Raw genomic sequence first — 17,521 nt, 5'->3', positions numbered from 1 at the left:
CCCGACGCTGAACCCGGGCGACATCGTCGTCATGGACAACCTGCCCGCCCACAAACCTGCTGCCGTGCGCAGCGCCATCGAAGGCACCGGCGCCAAGCTGCGCTTCCTGCCGGCCTATAGCCCAGACTTCAACCCGATCGAGATGGCCTTCTCCAAACTCAAGGCCTTCCTCAAGAAGCTCGCCCCCAGGACCGTCGACGACCTCTGGCAGGCGATCGCACTGGCCGTCGACGCCTTCACACCTGACGATTGCCAGAACTACTTTACTGCTGCCGGATATGACCGCGACTGATCGGAAAATGCTCTAGACAATTGGCGGAGCCGGCTTCTCCCTCACCGTCCCGTCGCTGACGCGACGGGCCCCTCCCTCTCCCCGAGGAGAGGGATCAGGAGCTGCTGCTTCTACACCTCTCCTTGGGGAGAGGTCGAAATCGCGTCAGCGATTTCGGGTGAGGGGGCGGCTCCGCCCTCGCCGCTGAACAGCGCCCGGTTCTCCCGCATCAGCCGCACGATGCGCTCGATCACCGCGCGCACCGCGGGATGGCGGCGCTCCTCCTGGTGCAGCACCAGCCATTGCTGGTGGCGCAGTTCCTCGATCTCCTGCAGCCGCTCCAGCCCGGGATCGGCATCGCCGACGAAACAGGGCAGCACCGCCCGGCCGACGCCGCGGCGCAGCAGATCCAGGATCAGCCGCGGGTCGTTGCCGCGGGCGACGATGGCGGCGGCGTGCCGCTCCGCCACCCAGCGGGCCGAGGGGGTGACGGCACCGTCCCCGGTCACCCCGATCCAGCGATCCTCCGGTACGGCGCCGCGCCGGCCATAGACGGCGAAGGCGACGTCGCCGGTCCGCCGCCCGGCCAGCCAGGGCTCCTCCGGCCGGCGGTTGCGCAGGCCGATATCGGCTTGGCCGCGGGCGATGTCGAGCCGGGCGTTGGCGGCGACGAAGTCGATCGTCCACGGCTCGCCGGGCGACCACAGCGCGTCGATGTGCCGGGCCAGGAACCAGGAGGTCCAAGTCCCGGCCGAGATCCGCACGGTGCGGCGCGGCGACAGCCCGTCGCGCCAGCGCTCGATGCCGGTGGCGGCGGCCTCCATCTCCTCCGCCTGGGCCAGGAACTGGCGTCCCGCCTCGGTCAGGCGATAGCCCAGCCGCTCGCGCAGGAACAGGCGCTGGCCCAGGCTGCGCTCCAGCGCCGTCATCCGGCGCCCCAGCGTGGCCGGGCTCGACCCCGACTGACGGGCCGCCGCGCTCAGCCCCTCGCCGCGGGCCACGGCCAGGAACAGGCGGATGTCCTCCCAGTCGACCGGCCTTTTCATCTTTGAAATGGTCTTTTCAGCGCTGCGTGTTCCGGGGCCGGATCATAGCCGATAGCCTGCCTTCGTCTGATCCAGTTTCTTTTCGATCCTGAAAAGGAGGGCGCCATGAACGATCAAGCCGGACCTCTTCCCGCCACCCTGATCCGCCTGTGGGACGGGCGCGAGGTGCCCCGCCTCGGCCTCGGCTGCTGGGCGGTCGGCGGTCCGTTCTTCGCCGGCGACACGCCGCTCGGCTACGGCACGGTCGACGACACGGACTCGATCGCCGCGATCCGCTGCGCGGTCGACCTCGGCATCCGCTTCTTCGACACCGCCGACGTCTACGGTGCCGGCCATTCCGAGGAGGTGCTGGGCCGGGCTTTGGAGGGGCGGGACGACGTGGTGATCGCGACCAAGCTGGGCAACCGCTTCGACCCGGCGACGAAGCAGCTCACCGGCAGCATCGCGGAGGGCGACCTGCGGCGCGAAGCCCGCAGCGCGGTGGAGGCTTCGCTGCGACGGCTGCGCCGCGACCGCATCGATCTGGTGCAACTGCACCTCAACAACCTGCCGATCGACCGGGCCGGCGAGGTGTTCGAGGTGCTGGACGATCTGCGCGCGGCCGGCACCATCGGCGCCTATGGCTGGAGCACCGATTTCCCGGAGCGGGCGGCCGCCTATGCCGGGCGCGACGGCTTCGTCGCCGTGCAGCACGGCATGAACCTGTTCTTCGACGCGCCGACCATGCTCGGCGTGATAGAGGCGCATGGGCTGATCTCGATCAACCGCTCGCCGCTGGCCATGGGGCTGCTGACCGGCAAGTTCGCGGCCGGCCAGGCGCTGCCCACGGACGACGTCCGGTCCAATACCTTCGCCTGGATGGACTATTTCAAGGACGGCCGCGTCGCGCCCGGCTTCGCCGACCGGCTGGCGCGGATCCGGCACCTGCTGACCGCCGACGGCCGCACCCTGGCCCAGGGGGCGCTCGCCTGGCTGTGGGCCAAGTCGCCGCGTACCCTGCCGATCCCCGGCTTCCGCTCGGTGGCGCAGGTGCGGGAGAATGCCGGGGCGCTGGAGAAGGGGCCGCTGCCGTCCGAGGCGATGACCGAGATCGAGCGGCTGATCGACCGCCCGCCGGAGGGCGCGGCGCGGGAGCGGTGAGGGGAGGGCCGGTGCCGGTCGATCGGTGATTGACCGCCTCTCCGAAGCTGTTATACGGTCGTATAACAAGGGCGGCCGGAAAGGCCGCGGGAGGCCAGCCATGATCGAACCGATGCACCGGCGCGCCGAGGCGCCGCCGACCGAGGCGCGGCTGCCGGAGGACGATGTCAGCCTGCCGGCCTGGATCTATCACGATCCCGAGTTCTTCGCGGTCGAGCGGGAGGCCGTCTTCCGCTCCTCCTGGCAGGTGGTCTGCCATCTCAACGACATCCCGCAGCCGGGGGACTTCCACACCTTCGACTTCCTGGGCGAGAGCATCGTGGTGCTGCGCGGCCGCGACGGGGCGGTGCGGGCCTTCCACAATGTCTGCCGGCACCGCGCGGCGCGACTGCTGGACGGGCCGAAGGGCCAGTGCGGCAGCCGCATCGTCTGCCCCTACCACGCCTGGACCTACGAGCATGACGGCCGGCTGGTCGGCATGCCGCAGCGCGCCAGCTACGGCGATCTCGACCTCTCCGGCCACGGCCTGGTGCCGGTCGAGCACGAGCTGTTCTGCGGCTTCGTCTTCATCCGCCTCGCCCCCGGCACGCCGAGCGTGGCCGAGATGATGGGCGCTTACGCCGAGGAGATGGCCGCCTACCGGATCGAGGAGATGGTGCCGCTGGGCCGGGTGACGCTGCGGCCGCGCTCGGTCAACTGGAAGAACGTCGCCGACAACTATTCCGACGGGCTGCACATCACCGTCGCCCATCCCGGCCTGACCCGGCTGTTCGGCCGCGGCTACGGCGTCGAGGCCAGGCCCTGGGTCGACAAGATGTGGGGCCATCTGCAGGAGCGGCCCTCGGCCGTGCTGTCGGAGCGGGCCTATCAGCACTTCCTGCCGAAGGTCGCCCATCTGCCGCCGGAGCGGCAGCGGCTGTGGACCTATTTCAAGCTCTGGCCCAACATCGCCTTCGACATCTATCCGGACCAGATCGACTTCATGCAGTTCATCCCGGTCTCGCCGACCGAGACGATGATCCGCGAGATCGCCTATGTCCATCCGGACCATCGGCCCGAGATGAAGGCCGCGCGCTATCTCAACTGGCGGATCAACCGCCGGGTCAGCCTCGAGGACAAGGCGCTGATCGACCGGGTGCAGGCCGGCATGGGCTCCTCCAGCTACACCGTCGGGCCGCTCGGCCAGACCGAGGTGTGCCTGCGCAGCTTCGCCCGCGCCATGCGCCGGCTGATCCCGGAAAGCCGGCTCGATCGGCCGCCGCCCGCGGGCTGGAGCCTGCGCCGCGCGGCGCCGGAGACGCCCGCCTTCGCGGCGGAGTAAAGTCAGTTTTGTCGTCACTCCCGCGAAAGCGGGAATCTCGATGAGACTGCGAAAAGATCCCTGTTTCCGCAGGGATGACGAAGAAGGACAGGGCCAGGCGGATCTTCATGGCGAATTCACAGATGTTCGACGTCGCGGTGATCGGCGGGGGCCACAACGGCCTGGTCTGCGCCGCCTATCTGGCCGCCTCCGGGCTGAAGGTGGTGGTGCTGGAACGCCGCAAGGTGGTCGGCGGCGCCGCGGTGACCGAGGAGTTCCATCCCGGCTTCCGCAACTCCGCCGCCTCCTACACGGTCAGCCTGCTGAACCCGAAGGTGATCCGCGACCTCGACCTGCCGGGCCACGGGCTGAAGGTGATCGAACGGCGGCTGGCCAATTTCCTGCCGGTGGACGACAGCCGTTCCCTGATCGCCGCCCCGGGCGGCCGGACCAAGCAGGAGATCGCCAGGTTCTCGGCCCGCGACGCCGAGCGCTACGACGCCTACAGCGACCGGCTCGATGCCATCGCCGACGTGCTGCGCGACATCGTGCTGCGCACCCCGCCGAACGTGATCGAGGGCGGCTGGTCGGCGGCGCTGCCGCAGCTGGTCCGGGCCGGATCGCTCGGCAACCGGCTGCGCCGGCTCGACATGGTGATGCGGCGCGACCTGCTGGACCTGTTCACCAAATCGGCCGCCGATTTCCTCGACGGCTGGTTCGAGACGCCGGCGGTGCAGGCGCTGTTCGGCTTCGACAGCATCGTCGGCAACTACGCCAGCCCGTACCATCCCGGCACCGCCTATGTGCTGCTGCACCACGTCTTCGGCGAGGTGAACGGCAAGAAGGGCGTCTGGGGCCACGCCGTCGGCGGCATGGGCGCGATCACCCAGGCCATGGCGAAGTCGGCGGCGTCGCGCGGCGCGGTCATCCGCACCGATGCCGCTGTGCGCGAGGTGATCGTCGAGGGCGGCCGCGCCGCCGGGGTGGTGACCGAGGCGGGCGAGACCATCCGCGCCGGCTGCGTCGTCTCCAACCTCAACCCGAAGCTGCTCTACGGCAAGCTGGTCGACCCGGCGGTCCTGCCGCAGGATTTCCGGGAGCGGATGGCGCGGTTCAAATGCGGCTCCGCCACCTTCCGCATGAATGTGGCGCTGTCGGAGTTGCCGGACTTCACCTGCCTGCCCGGCAAGACCCTGGCCGACCACCACACCAGCGGCATCATCATCGGCCCCAGCCTCGACTACATGGACCGGGCCTATCTCGACGCCAAGGCCGGCGGCTGGTCGAAGGCGCCGATCATCGAGATGCTGATCCCGTCCACCCTCGACGACTCTCTGGCGCCGCCGGGCCAGCACGTCGCCAGCCTGTTCTGCCAGCATTTCGACCCGAACCTGCCGGACGGGTCGAGCTGGGACGACCATCGCGAGACGGTGGCCGATCTGATCATCGACGCGGTCAACGCCTGGGCGCCGAACTTCAAGGCCTCGGTGCTGGGCCGGCAGATCAACAGCCCGCTCGACCTCGAACGCACCTTCGGCCTGGTCGGCGGCGACATCTTCCACGGCGCCCTGTCGCTGGACCAGATCTTCTCGGCCCGGCCGGTGCTGGGCCATGGCGACTACCGGGCGCCGGTGCCCGGCCTCTACATGTGCGGATCGGGCACCCATCCGGGCGGCGGCGTCACCGGCGCGCCCGGCCACAACGCGGCGCGCGAGATCCTGGCCGATTTCAAGCGACGGCGGCTGAGGCGCGCGGCATGATCATGCCCCCATCCGAACAGGAAGCAGGAAGGGCATGGACCGATCCTGGGAAGTGATTCCCGGCGATATGCCGGGCGCCGAATGGCGCATTCCGGTGCTGCGTTTCAAGGGCCGAGGCGACGGCCCGCCCGCCTATCTCCAGGCCGCGCTGCATGCCGACGAGCTGCCGGGCGTCGTCGCCCTCGACGCCCTGTGCACGAGGCTTCGCCGGGCCGAGGCCGCGGGCGACATCCGCGGCGATATCACCATCGTCCCCTGGGCCAACCCGATCGGGCTGCAGCAGCAGCTGCACGGCGCCTGGCAGGGGCGCTACGACCTCGACACCCGGGTCAATTTCAACCGCGACTTCCCGCTGCTCGACCGGCCCGACCCGATGCTGCTGCCGGGCGAGGATGTGGTGCTGCCGGCCAGCACCCGACTGAAGACGCGGCTTCTGGCCCTGGCGCTGCAGTCGGACGTCATCCTCGACCTGCATTGCGACGAGAACTCGCTGCTCTACCTCTACATCCCGGCCTCGCTCTGGCCGCTGATGTCCGACCTGGCCGACGCCATGGATCCAGGGGCGGTGCTGGCCTGGGACGGCGACGGCGGCGGCGCCTTCGACGAGGCCTGCGTCGTGTCCTGGCTGCGCGGCGGCGTCGAGCTGGCCGGGAAGGCGGTGTCGACGGTGGAGCTGCGCGGCCGGGCCGATATCGACGCCGAGCTGGCGGAGCGCGATGCCGAGGGCCTGTTCCGCTTCCTCGCCGGGCGCGGCGTGATCGCCGGCGACCCGCCTCAGCATCGCTGGTCCGGCCCGGTCAGTGCGCTCGACCACATCGAGATGATCCGGGCCCCGGTGGGCGGCGCCGTCTGCTTCATGCGGGCGCCGGGCGACCGGGTCGAGGCCGGGGACCTGCTCGCCACCGTCCTGGTACGGCCGGGGGAGGAGGGCGGGGCGGTGCCCGTCCGCGCCCCGCAGGCCGGGCTGGTGCTGAGCCGGCGCGACCACGGCCGCACCAAGCCGGGCGAGGACATGATGAAGCTGGTCTGCGGTTCGCCGAGCGCGACCGCCCGGCCGGGCCCCCTGGAATCCTGAGAGGCCCGGCCACCCTTCAAGCAAGACGCAGGGAGCGCAGCAGATGAACCGACCGATCCTGTCCGCCTGTCTGGCGATCGCCGCCCTCGCCGGCCTCGCCGTCCCCGCCGCGGCGCAGGAAGTGGTGCGCATCGGGACCACGCCGGAATCCTACCCGCCCTTCTCCTGGGTCGACGCGCAGGGCAGGCTGAACGGCTTCGAGATCGAGCTCGGCGAGGCGCTCTGCGCCCAAATGCAGGTCAAATGCGAATGGGTGCTGCAGAGCTGGGACGGCATCATCCCGGCGCTGCAGGAGAAGAAGTTCGACGCGATCATCGCCTCGATGTCGATCACCGACGAGCGCAAGCAGGTCGTCGACTTCAGCGACAAGTACTACAACTCGCCTGCCGTCTTCATCGGCCGCAAGGACGAGGCTGTCGAGATCAGCCCCGAGGGGCTCGACGGCAAGACCGTCGGCGTCCAGGTCTCGACCATCCACGCCAACTATGTCGAGGCGAAGTACAAGGGCGTCGTCACGATCAAGACCTACGACACGCAGGAGAACGCCAATCTCGACCTGATCGCGGGGCGGGTCGACCTGCTGCTGGCCGATTCCGTGGCGCTGACCGACGGCTTCCTGAAATCGCCCGAGGGCGCGGATTTCGAGGTGAAGGGCCAGCCGATCCGCGATCCGCTGCTGGGGGCCGGCGCCGGCGTCGCGGTGCGCAAGGGCGATCCGCTGGCCGCCAGATTCTCCGCCGCCGTCCAGGCGATCCGCGCCAACGGTCTCTACAAGACGATCAACGACAAGTACTTCTCCTTCGACATCTACGGCGACTGAGCCGGAACGATGGAGGATCTCGCCGCCCTGCTGGGGTTCGGGGAGAAGGGCTGGGGGGCGCAGCTTCTGGCCGGGGCGCTGGTGACGATCGAGATCGCCGTCGCCTCCTATCTCGTCGGCCTGGTCCTCGGCCTGCTCGGGGCCTGGGCCAAGCTGGCCGGACCCCGGCCGCTGCGGGCCCTCGGCAACGCCTACACGACGATCGTCCGCGGCGTGCCGGACATCCTGATCATCCTGTTCGTCTATTACGGCGGCACCGGCGCCCTGCGCTCGCTGATCGGCCTCGTGGTGCCCGGGGTGACGGTGGAGATCGACGCCTTCGCCGCCGCCGTCGCCTCCCTCGGCTTCGTCTCCGGCGCCTATGCGACCGAGCTGTTCCGCGGCAGCATCCTGGCGGTGCCGCCGGGGCAGGTGGAGGCGGCGAAATCCCTCGCCCTGCCGCCGCGGGTGATGTTCTTCCGCGTGCTGCTGCCCCAGGCGCTGCGCTTCGCCCTGCCGGCCCTGGGCAATCTCTGGGTCGTGGTGCTGAAGGACAGCGCGCTGATCAGCGTGGTCGGACTGCGCGACCTGCTGGGCAGCGCCGCCACCGCGGCCGCGACCACGCGCATGCCCTTCACCTTCTACGCCGTGGTGGCGCTGATCTTCCTCGTCCTGACCATGGCCTCGGTCGGGCTGTTCCAGCTGGCCGAGCGCGCCTATGGCCGCGGCTTCCGGCGGTCCTGAGCCATGGATCTCGACTTCGTCCAGCGCATCCTCGGCAGTCTCTTCGACGGCGTCCTCGTCACCATCTTCCTGGTCACCGCGTCGATGGTCTGCGGCAATGCCCTGGCGGTGCCGGTGGCGCTGGCGCGGGTGTCCCGGCGCTGGTGGCTGAAGGCGCCGGCCTTCCTCTTCATCCTGTTCATCCGCGGCACGCCGCTGATCGTGCAGATGTTCATGATCTATTACGGCCTGGCCCAGTTCCCGGCGGTGCGGCACAGCGTGCTCTGGCCGATCCTGCGCGAACCGATGTGGTGCGCGGTGATCTCGCTCAGCATCAGCACGGCCGCCTATTCCGGCGAGGTGCTGCGCGGCGCCATCCAGGCGGTGCCGCGCGGCGAGGTCGAGGCCGCGCGCTCGGTCGGCATGCCGCCCGGCCTGATGCTGCGCCGGATCGTGCTGCCGATCGCGCTGCGCCAGAGCCTGCCGGCCTTCGCCAACGAGACGGTGCTGCTGCTGAAGGCCAGCGCCATCGTCTTCACCATCACCGTGCGCGACCTGATGGGCGAGGCCAACATCATCCGCGCCCAGACCTTCCGCACCTATGAGCCGCTGATCACCGCCGCGCTGATGTATCTGGTCCTGACCTGGATCATCGTCCGCGGCTTCGCCTGGCTCGAGGCGCGGCTGAGCGTCCACCGGCGGGCCGTGTCCGCCGGGGCGCCGGGCCGCGTCGCCCCGGCCGCGGCGGTGCCGCTCGACGCGCGATGACCCAAAAGGGGGAGGGGGCCGGCTCGGCTGCCTTGCCGATTGTGCGGCGCGGCGGCGCGGGATTAGGCTTGCTCTGACGGATTGCCCGGAAGAGGCGCCGTCCTTGCGTCACTGGGAGATCGATCATGCGTCTGCGCAGCATCGTCCTGGCCGTTGCCGCCATGGGCGTCCTGTCCTCGGGCCCGGCCTTCGCCGGCGCCGTGCTGGACCGGATCATGCAGAACAAGAAGATGGTGATGTCGACGGATCCGGAATATCCGCCGCAATCCTCGCTCAACGCCAGCAACCAGTTCGAGGGCTTCGACATCGATGTCGGCACCGAGATCGCCAAGCGGCTCGGCGTCTCGATCGAATTCGTCACCCCGGGCTGGGAAACCATCGTCTCCGGCAAATGGGCCGGGCGCTGGGACGTCTCGGTCGGGTCGATGACCCCGACCAAGGCGCGGGCCGAGGTGCTGGACTTCCCGGCGATCTACTACTACACGCCGGCCGCTCTGGCGGTGCATTCGGCCAACACCACGATCAAGACCCCGGCCGACGCCTCGGGCAAGAAGATCGGCGTCGGTGCCGCGACCACCTATGAGAGCTATCTGCGCGGCGACCTGGTGATCGACGCCGCCGGCGCGCCGCCGTTCCAGTTCCTGGTCAAGGACGCGCAGATCCAGTCCTACGACACCGACGTCCCGGCGCTGGACGACCTCCGGCTCGGCGACGGCACCCGGCTCGACGCGGTGGCCACGGCGCTGCCGACGATCCAGGGGGCGATCAAGAACGGCTACCCGATCAAGGTGGTGGGCTCGCCCCTGTTCTACGAGCCGCTGTCGGTGGCGATCGAGAAGGGCGATCCGGAGCTGCACGCGAAGCTCGCCGAGATCGTCAAGGCGATGCATGACGACGGCACGCTGAGCACGCTGTCGATGAAGTGGTATGGGGTCGACCTGACCAAGCCCGCGGCCTAAGCCCTTGGCTGGTGGCGTGATCCGCCTGTTCGAAGCCCTGGCGCAGCCGCTGGTGCTGCGCGGGCTCCTGTTCCTCCTCTCCGTTGCCGCGCTGGCCAGTTTCGACTATGGCGGGCTGGTCGCGCGGCTGGCGGCGATCGTGCCGGCGCTGGCCCTGCCGGCCGGCCAGGCGGCCGGGCCCTGGCTCGTCGTCGCCGCGCTGGCGGCGCTGGTGGTGGCCAATTTCTGGCTGCTGTCCCACCTGCCGTTCCGGGCCCAGGTGACGATCATCTGGGTCGAGCTCTTCGCCCTGTTCCTGGCCTTCTGCTGGAGCTTCGGCCTCAGCTATCCCTTCATGCTCGCCCGGGCGCCGATCCTGCTCGGGCTCGAGCTGCGCGACGGCTTCATCCAGGGCGCGGCGCTGACCCTGTTCATCTGCGCCGTGTCGATCGCGATCTCGACCGTGATCGCGCTCGCGGCGGCGCTGGCCCGGCTGTCGCAGAGCGGCCCGGCCTTCGGCGTCGCCACCTTCTACATCTCCTTCTTCCGCGGCACGCCGCTGCTGCTGCAGACCATGCTGATCTATCTCGGCCTGCCGCAGCTCGGCGTCGTCATCGACGCCATCCCGGCCGGCATCATCGCCCTGTCGCTGTGCTACGGCGCCTACATGGCCGAGATCTTCCGCGCCGGCATCCTGGCGATCCCGCGCGGCCAGACCGAGGCCGCGCTGTCGCTCGGCCTGAAGCCGGGCGAGGTCACCTGGCTCGTGGTGCTGCCCCAGGCGATGCGGCTGATCATCCCGCCGACCGGCAACCAGTTCATCGCCATGCTCAAGGATTCGTCCCTGGTCTCGGTGATGGGCGTCTGGGAGATCATGTTCCTGGCCCGCACCCATGGCCGGGCCGAGTTCAAATACATGGAGATGCTGATCGTCGCCGCGGTGATCTACTGGGCGATGTCGGCGGTCTTCGAGGTGGTGCAGGCCCGGATCGAGAAGCGCTTCGGCAAGGGCGTGTCGGCCCGCTGAGTCGGCCCGGCGCGCCGCTTCTAGATATATCCAATTGGTTACATCCGGCAGCACAGCAAGGCAGAGCCTGGCTCGACCATTCCTGGTTTGACATCACCCGAGTCCGGCCAATAATTAGTAACCAAATGGTTATAACGTGGCGGCCGAACGCCGCCGTGCCAGAAGGGGAGGCAACCGATGAAGGCTTTCAACCGCCGTTCGTTCCTGCAGGGCTCGATCGCCGCCGGGGCGGCGTTGTCCCTCGGCGCCGGCCGCGCCATGGCTGCGGAGACTCGGCTGCGCATGACCTGGTGGGGCTCGCAGGAGCGGGCCAAGCGCACCCAGGACGTGGCCAAGCTGTACGAGCAGAAGGTGCCGGACATCGCCATCGTCGGCGAGCCGCTGAGCGGCGACGCCTACTGGACCAAGCTGTCGACCCAGATGGCGGGGCGCAACGTCTCCGACATCTTCCAGCTCGAGCCCAGCACCGTCTCCGACTACTCCAAGCGGGGCGCCTGCATGGCGCTCGACCAGTTCATCCCGAAGCCGCTCGACGTCGAGGCCTTCGGGCCCAAGATGCTCGATCTGTGCCGGGTCGACGGCAAGATCTACGGCGTCGGCCTCGGCCTCAACTCCTTCTCGATGTTCTATGACACCACCGTCTTCGCCAAGGCCGGCATCCCGGTGCCGACGCCGGAGACGACCTGGACCCAGTTCGCCGAGCTGGCGGCCGAGCTGACCAAGGCGGCGGGCAAGGACCAGCTCTGGGGCGCGGCCTACGGCGCCCGCTACGCCTATGTGCTGGACGTCTGGCTGCGCCAGCGCGGCAAGGCCCTGTTCTCGCCGGAAGGGTCGATCGGCTTCGGCGTCGAGGACGCCAAGGAGTGGTACGCCTACTGGGAGGATCTGCGGCAGAAGAACATCTGCGTCTCGGCCGACCTGCAGACCCAGGACCAGAACACCATCGAGACCAACCCGCTGACCCGCGGCAATGCGGTCATGGGCTTCACCTATTCCAACCAGCTGATCGGATACCAGGCGATGATGCCGAACAAGCTCGGCATCACCATGGTGCCGGCGCTCGGCGGCGGCGCCCCATCCGGCCACTATTACCGGCCGGCGCTGATCTGGAGCATCGGCGCGACCTCCAAGCATGGCGAGGCGGCGGCCGCCTTCATCGACTTCTTCGTCAACGACATCGAGGCCGGCAAGATCCTCGGCGTGGAGCGCGGCGTGCCGATGTCGCCGAAGGTGCGCGAGGCGATCCTGCCGCAGCTGAACGAGACCGAGCGGGCAACGGTCGACTACGTCAACCTGCTGGCCGACAAGGTCAGCGCCTATCCGCCGCCGGCGCCGGTCGGGTCGCAGCAATTCGACCGCGACGTGGTGCGCAAGACGGCGGACCAGGTCGCCTTCGGCAACCTGTCGATCGACGAGGCGGCGCAGCAGCTGGTCGATCAGGGGAAGGCGATCCTGCGGCCGAAGTGAGCGGACGAATGGGTGAGGGCGGCATGATCGGTCGCGCGATCGTGCCGCCCGGCCGGGAGCGAAGGGGATCGCGATGAAACGCGCCATGATCGTCTGGGGCGGCTGGGACGGGCACGAGCCGGAGCCGGGGGCCGCCTATGTCGCCGCGATGCTGCGGGACGAGGGTTTCGAAGTCCGGGTCGAGGGCGATATCGGCGCCTTCGCCGATTCGGCCCTGCGCGACATGGACCTGATCGTGCCGGTGATCACCCGCGCCGCCATCGCCAAGGAGCCGCTGGACAACCTGCTGGCGGCGGTCGAGGGCGGGGCCGGGATCGCCGGTTATCACGGCGGCCTCGCCGGGTCGTTCCGCGAGGCGGTGGCCTTCCATTTCATGGCCGGCTGCCAATGGGTGGCGCATCCCGGCGGCATCATCCCGTTCCGGGTCAACGTCATCCGGCCGGACGACCCGATCATGGAAGGGATCGGCGACTTCGACTACCGGTCGGAGCAGTACTACCTGCATGTCGATCCGGCGGTGGAGGTGCTGGCCACCACCACCTTCTCGGGCCAGCACGCGCCCTGGATCGACGGCGTCACCATGCCGGTCGTGTACAAGAAGCGCTACGGCGCCGGGCGGGTGTTCTACACCGCGCTCGGCCATGTGGTGCGCGAGTTCGACCATCCGCAGATGCGCGAGATCCTGCGCCGCGGCCTGCTCTGGGCTTCCCGATGACCGATATTTCCGAACGCGTCCGCGCCAATCCGCTGGCCACCCGCGCCGATGCGCAGCGCCTGCTGCGCGACCTGACCGCGCCGCTGGAATCCGGCTTCAGCCCGGGCCGGGCGCAGATCCGCCTCGGGCTCGATTCCGCGCATTTCAACCGCAAGGCGCAGTGGTTCGAGGGCTATGCGAGGCCGCTCTGGGGCTTGGCGCCGCTGCATGCCGGCGGCGGCGGCTTCGACTTCTGGGACAGGTTCCGCGAGGGTCTCGCCAGCGGCACCGATCCGAACCACCCGGAATACTGGGAGGCGGTGACGGATCTCGACCAGCGCTCGGTCGAGATGGCGGCGCTGGGCTTCGCCCTGGCGCTGGCGCCGGACCAGCTGTGGGACCCGCTGCCGGAAGCTGCGAAGCGGCGCGCCGCGGCCTGGCTCGGCGGCGTCCAGTCGGTCGAGATGGCCGACAACAACTGGCACTTCTTCCCGGTGATGGCCGGGCTGGGGCTGCAGCGGGTCGGGGAGGCGATCGACACCGCCTCGCGCGACAGGCACTTGGCCCGGATCGACGAGTTCATCGGCGCCGAGGGCTGGTACGGCGACGGCGCCGGCGGCTGGATCGACCACTACAACGGCTTCGCGCTGCATTTCTACGGCCTGATCTACGCCGCCCATCGGGCGGAGCGGGATCCGGCGCGAGCCCAGGCCTACAAGGATCGCGCCGCCGCCTTCGCCCAGGGCTTCCGCCACTGGTTCGGGGCCGACGGCGCGGCGCTGGCCATCGGCCGGTCGCTGACCTACCGCTTCGCCATGGCCGGGTTCTGGGGCGCGCTGGCCTATGCAGGGGTCGAGGCGCTGCCCTGGGGCCAGATCCGCGGCCTATGGGCCCGGCAGATCCGCTGGTGGATGCGGCAGCCGATCTTCGACGCCGCCGGCCGCCTGCCGGTCGGCTATCGCTGGCCCAATTACTTCATGAGCGAGGAGTACAACTCCCCCGGCTCGCCCTACTGGGCGTTCAAGGCCTTCCTGCCGCTGGCTCTGCCGAACAGCCATCCCTTCTGGACGGCGCGGGAGGAGGCGCTGGACGCGCCGGACGGCACCACGACGCTGCGCGGCGCCTCCATGCTGGTGCGGCGCAGCCAGGGCGATGTGGTGGCCCTGCCGGCCGGCCCGGTGCGCACCGAGATGCGCGGGTCGACCGACAAATACGGCAAGCTGGCCTACTCCTCGCGCTGGGGCTTGGCGGTGGAGGCCGACCGCTGGCTGCAGCTCGGCTTCTGCGGCGACAACATCCTGGCCGTCAGCCGCGATGGGCAGGAGTTCCGGGCCCGCGGCGCGCTCACCGCCTCCCGGGTCGGCGACGGCTGGATCGAGACCGTCTGGCAGCCTATCGCCGGGGTGCGGGTGACGACGCTGCAGGCCTTCGCCGGCGACTGGGAGGCGCGGCTGCACCGCATCGCGTCCGACGCGCCGCTGGCGGTGATCGAGACCGGCCATGCCGTGCCGGCGCACAGCCGCACGCGGGGCAAGCTGAAGCAGGCGTTCGAGACGCGGGAGGCGGGGCCGCAGGGCCTGACCCTGGCGGTCGCCGACGGCCACGCCTCCAGCCTGGCCGACCTCGGCGGGCTGCGCCGCGCGGTCGAGGCGGATGTGGCGCCGAACACCCATCTGGTCTTCCCGCAGGCCTCGGTGCCGGCCCTGGTTGGCCGCATCGGCGCCGGCGAGACGCTGCTGGTCTCCCTGGTCCGGCCGTCCTGGGGCCTGGATCCGGAGGCGCTGCCGGCGTCGCTGCCCTCGGCCGACGACCTGCGCTCGATCGCCGAGGCCGCGGGCTGGAACGCCGCGATCCTCGACTGGGTGACCGTTCCCCGCAGCCTGGAGATCCGCCGCCGGCCGGTCGCGGAGTGGGAGTGAGGCCGGGCCGCCTCAGCCGCGCGGTGCGGCCTGCAGGCGGCCGCCGGCCAGGGCGGTCAGGTGCAGCTCGCTCAGGGACCGGGGGTCGAACAGCAGCGCGACCTTCTCGTCGCGGCTGAGGGCGCCGGTGTTCAGCGTGCCGGGGCCGCCGGCGGTCAGCTTGCGGCGCGCCGCGTCGACCGCCTTCGGGTCCTCGCGCCCAGCTTCGGGCGACCCGGTCAGCAGCGTCATGTGGATGGCGTTGGCCAGCGGGTCGCGAACCACCATGGCCAGCCCATCCTCCACCGGCTTGGTGGTCGCGGCCAGCTGCTCGCCGAGCGCCGCCGCCTCGACTACGATCTGCGGCTTCTGCCGCTCCTCCGGCGTGACCAGCAGGCCCAGCTTCCGGGCCCAGACGCCGGCGGAATGGCGCGAGGTGATCACCGACAGCGGGATCGACAGCAGCAGGCCGATCACCAGCGGTGACAGCCAGGCCAGCATCGAGGGCGAGATCCACAGCGCCACCACGCCCAGCACCACGCCGAAGATGGTGTGGCCGCGATGCATCTGCACCGCGTCGCCCCAGGTGGTGCCGCGGTCGTCGCGCGACTGCGTGCCCCAGCCGGAATCCCGGCCGAGGAACGCCTGCAGCACGAAGCTGGAGTGGAACAGCATCATCACCGGCGCCTGGAAGACCGAGAAGAAGGTCTCGAACAGCAGGCTCACCAGCGCCCGGAAGGCGCCGCCGTAGCCGGCCGCCAGCTTCCGGTCGAACAGCAGCAGCAGCCAGCCGAAGATCTTCGGCGCCAGCAGCATGCCGAAGGAGATCACCAGGAGGCGCACCGCCAGCGTTTGGTCCTGCACCGGCCAGACCGGGAACAGCGACTCGGCCGTCGGGAAATAGACCGGTATCTCCAGCTTGTGCTCCAGCGCCGTCAGCATGCCGACGCAGATGAAGACCAGCCACAGGGGCGAGGAGACGTAGCTCATCACCCCCATCGCCATGTGCTGGCGCGACAGCGGGTGCAGGCCGCGCGCCACCAGCACGCGCAGATGCTGCATGTTGCCCTGGCACCAGCGCCGGTCGCGCTTGGCGTGGTCGATCATCGTCGGCGGGCATTCCTCGTAGCTGCCGCCCAGCTCCGGCACCAGCCAGGCCGTCCAGCCGTTGCGCCGGATCAGCGCCGCCTCGACGAAGTCGTGCGACAGGATGTGGCCGCCGAAGGGCGGCCGGCCCGACAGGATCGGCAGGCCGCAGCTCTCGATGAAGGCGCGGGTGCGGATGATCGCGTTGTGGCCCCAGTAGTTGCCGTCGCCGAGCTGCCAGAAGGCCAGGCCGGCGCTGACGATCGGGCCGTAGAGGCGCCCGGCGAACTGCTGCATCCGGGCCCACAGCGTGTTGCGGTTCACCACCAGCGGCGGCGCCTGGATGATGCCGGCGCGCGGATTGGCCTGCATCAGCCGGGCCATGGTGACCAGCGTGTCGCCGGCCATCAGGCTGTCGGCGTCCAGCACCACCATGAAGTCGTAGCGGGCGCCCCAGCGGGTGCAGAAATCGGCGATGTTGCCGGCCTTCTTGGCGACGTTGTGCCGGCGCTTGCGGTAGAAGATGCGGCCGCTGCCTTCGGTGCGGCGGCACAGCGCGCTCCAGCCGATCTCCTCCGCCACCCAGACGTCGGGGTTGGTGCTGTCGCTCAGGATGAAGATGTCGAAGGCGTCGAGATGCCCGGTCCGTGCCAGGCTGTCGTGGATCGCCTGCAGGTTGGCGTAGATGCCGGTCGTGTCCTCATTGTAGACCGGCATCAGCACGGCGGTGCGGCTCTTCAGCGGCGCCACCGCCTCGGCCCCTTGCGGCCAGACCAGGCCGGGCTGGCCCCAGCGCAGCAGCAGCGTCAGGAAGCCGGGCAGCGCGGTCCAGAAGGACAGCGCGATCCAGGAGAAGTTGATGGCGAACATCACCACCAGGGCCAGCTCCAGCCCGGTGACGCCGCCGACAGACAGGAAACGGTAGAGCGCGAAGGCGGCCGCGATCGTCGAGAGCCCGGTCGCGCCGAAGACCGCAAGGCGGCGCCAACGAGCCGCGGAGGCGTAGGACGCCGCTTCGAGTCCGGTCATCGGTTAGGTCGGACGCCTTTCTTCCGTCAGGCCGGACGCCGTTCGGCGGCTTCGGGCGACCACCAGCCGGCCCAGATCGGGTCGAGCGGCTGGTCCAGCATCGGCGTCGGCTTGGAGCGCGGCACCGGCACCGGCGACACCCGGCGCAGCGCCTGCTCCATGGCCTGGGGCAGGGGGTCTTCGGACAGGAAGTGCTCGGGCCAGCGGCGGGCGGCGTCGGTCAGCAGATAGGCGGCCCGGCCGATGGTCAGGATGGCGTCGTCGCTCTTCTCGTTGCGGTTCAGCACCACGGCGAACCAGTCGGCGGTCCGCCGGCGCGCATGCTCCAGCAGCGCCTGGGCCGGCATTGTCGACGGGTCGACGTCGCAGAACGCCGTCTCGATCGCACCGGAGAGCGCGGCCGGGTCGGTGAAGCCGAGACCCTGGAAGAAGGCGATGACGTTGTCGGGCATGTTGATGTTGACCGGGGTTTGCAACCCGACCTGGGACATGGGACGATT

At 69.9% G+C, this 17,521-nt stretch carries 16 protein-coding genes; 13 read left to right on the top strand and 3 right to left on the bottom strand.

The genetic code is table 11. The annotated features are described in order from the left end of the window. The coding region (locus tag G537_RS0122870) for a transposase (protein WP_026872098.1) at positions 1 to 292 on the top strand (292 nt) is incomplete at its 5' end. A gap of 110 nt (positions 293 to 402) precedes the next feature. Here G537_RS0122870 and G537_RS39390 read toward each other — a convergent pair. Beyond that, positions 403 to 1,317: a LysR family transcriptional regulator gene (locus G537_RS39390; RefSeq protein ID WP_064742194.1), complete on the bottom strand. Its 915-nt coding sequence runs from the start codon at positions 1,315 to 1,317 to the stop codon at positions 403 to 405. Between the two features lie 105 nt (positions 1,318 to 1,422). Here G537_RS39390 and G537_RS0122860 point away from each other — a divergent pair, with 105 nt between their 5' ends. The 12 genes from G537_RS0122860 (at position 1,423) to G537_RS39375 (ending at position 14,927) form a co-directional block, all read left to right on the top strand. Further along, positions 1,423 to 2,457, top strand: a complete 1,035-nt coding sequence (locus tag G537_RS0122860) for an aldo/keto reductase (RefSeq protein WP_026872097.1) — start codon at positions 1,423 to 1,425, stop codon at positions 2,455 to 2,457. A gap of 100 nt (positions 2,458 to 2,557) precedes the next feature. Beyond that, complete coding sequence (locus G537_RS0122855; RefSeq protein ID WP_081688978.1) at positions 2,558 to 3,778, top strand: aromatic ring-hydroxylating oxygenase subunit alpha; 1,221 nt, start codon at positions 2,558 to 2,560, stop codon at positions 3,776 to 3,778. A 107-nt stretch (positions 3,779 to 3,885) separates the two neighbouring features. Continuing rightward, complete coding sequence (locus tag G537_RS0122850) at positions 3,886 to 5,517, top strand: phytoene desaturase family protein (RefSeq protein ID WP_026872095.1); 1,632 nt, start codon at positions 3,886 to 3,888, stop codon at positions 5,515 to 5,517. A gap of 34 nt (positions 5,518 to 5,551) precedes the next feature. Then, a complete protein-coding gene (locus tag G537_RS0122845) occupies positions 5,552 to 6,592 on the top strand; it encodes a M14 family metallopeptidase (protein ID WP_026872094.1) in 1,041 nt (346 codons plus the stop codon). 43 nt (positions 6,593 to 6,635) lie between these two features. Further along, positions 6,636 to 7,412: an ABC transporter substrate-binding protein gene (locus tag G537_RS0122840; RefSeq protein WP_026872093.1), complete on the top strand. Its 777-nt coding sequence runs from the start codon at positions 6,636 to 6,638 to the stop codon at positions 7,410 to 7,412. Between the two features lie 9 nt (positions 7,413 to 7,421). Continuing rightward, positions 7,422 to 8,135 (top strand): ABC transporter permease, encoded by a 714-nt coding sequence (locus G537_RS0122835; protein WP_026872092.1) that lies wholly within the window; start codon positions 7,422 to 7,424, stop codon positions 8,133 to 8,135. Between the two features lie 3 nt (positions 8,136 to 8,138). Further along, on the top strand, positions 8,139 to 8,882 hold the full coding sequence (locus G537_RS39385) for an ABC transporter permease (protein ID WP_064742193.1): 744 nt from the start codon (positions 8,139 to 8,141) through the stop codon (positions 8,880 to 8,882). 125 nt (positions 8,883 to 9,007) lie between these two features. After that, positions 9,008 to 9,841, top strand: coding sequence for a transporter substrate-binding domain-containing protein (locus G537_RS0122825; protein WP_034852678.1), 834 nt, complete (start codon positions 9,008 to 9,010; stop codon positions 9,839 to 9,841). Positions 9,842 to 9,857: 16 nt separating this feature from the next. Then, complete coding sequence (locus G537_RS39380) at positions 9,858 to 10,847, top strand: amino acid ABC transporter permease (RefSeq protein ID WP_245579080.1); 990 nt, start codon at positions 9,858 to 9,860, stop codon at positions 10,845 to 10,847. Between the two features lie 177 nt (positions 10,848 to 11,024). Beyond that, positions 11,025 to 12,314: an ABC transporter substrate-binding protein gene (locus G537_RS0122815; RefSeq protein ID WP_026872090.1), complete on the top strand. Its 1,290-nt coding sequence runs from the start codon at positions 11,025 to 11,027 to the stop codon at positions 12,312 to 12,314. A gap of 73 nt (positions 12,315 to 12,387) precedes the next feature. Next, positions 12,388 to 13,029: a ThuA domain-containing protein gene (locus G537_RS0122810; RefSeq protein ID WP_026872089.1), complete on the top strand. Its 642-nt coding sequence runs from the start codon at positions 12,388 to 12,390 to the stop codon at positions 13,027 to 13,029. Beyond that, complete coding sequence (locus G537_RS39375) at positions 13,026 to 14,927, top strand: DUF2264 domain-containing protein (protein WP_051248920.1); 1,902 nt, start codon at positions 13,026 to 13,028, stop codon at positions 14,925 to 14,927. The genes G537_RS0122810 and G537_RS39375 overlap by 4 nt, the downstream gene beginning before the upstream one ends. A 12-nt stretch (positions 14,928 to 14,939) precedes the next feature. On the opposite strand, the gene mdoH is transcribed toward G537_RS39375, so the two are convergent. Together mdoH and G537_RS0122795 are read right to left on the bottom strand one after the other, a co-directional pair. Further along, entirely contained in the window at positions 14,940 to 17,021 is a 2,082-nt protein-coding gene (gene mdoH, locus G537_RS39370) for a glucans biosynthesis glucosyltransferase MdoH (RefSeq protein WP_051248917.1), read from the bottom strand. 26 nt (positions 17,022 to 17,047) lie between these two features. Further along, positions 17,048 to 17,512, bottom strand: coding sequence for a hypothetical protein (locus tag G537_RS0122795; RefSeq protein WP_026872088.1), 465 nt, complete (start codon positions 17,510 to 17,512; stop codon positions 17,048 to 17,050). Between the last annotated feature and the right edge of the window lie 9 nt (positions 17,513 to 17,521).

Source organism: Inquilinus limosus DSM 16000, assembly GCF_000423185.1.
Taxonomy (GTDB): domain Bacteria; phylum Pseudomonadota; class Alphaproteobacteria; order DSM-16000; family Inquilinaceae; genus Inquilinus; species Inquilinus limosus.
The sequence above is the reverse complement of the archived record's forward strand: the minus strand, read 5'-3'. Positions and strand labels throughout refer to the sequence as shown.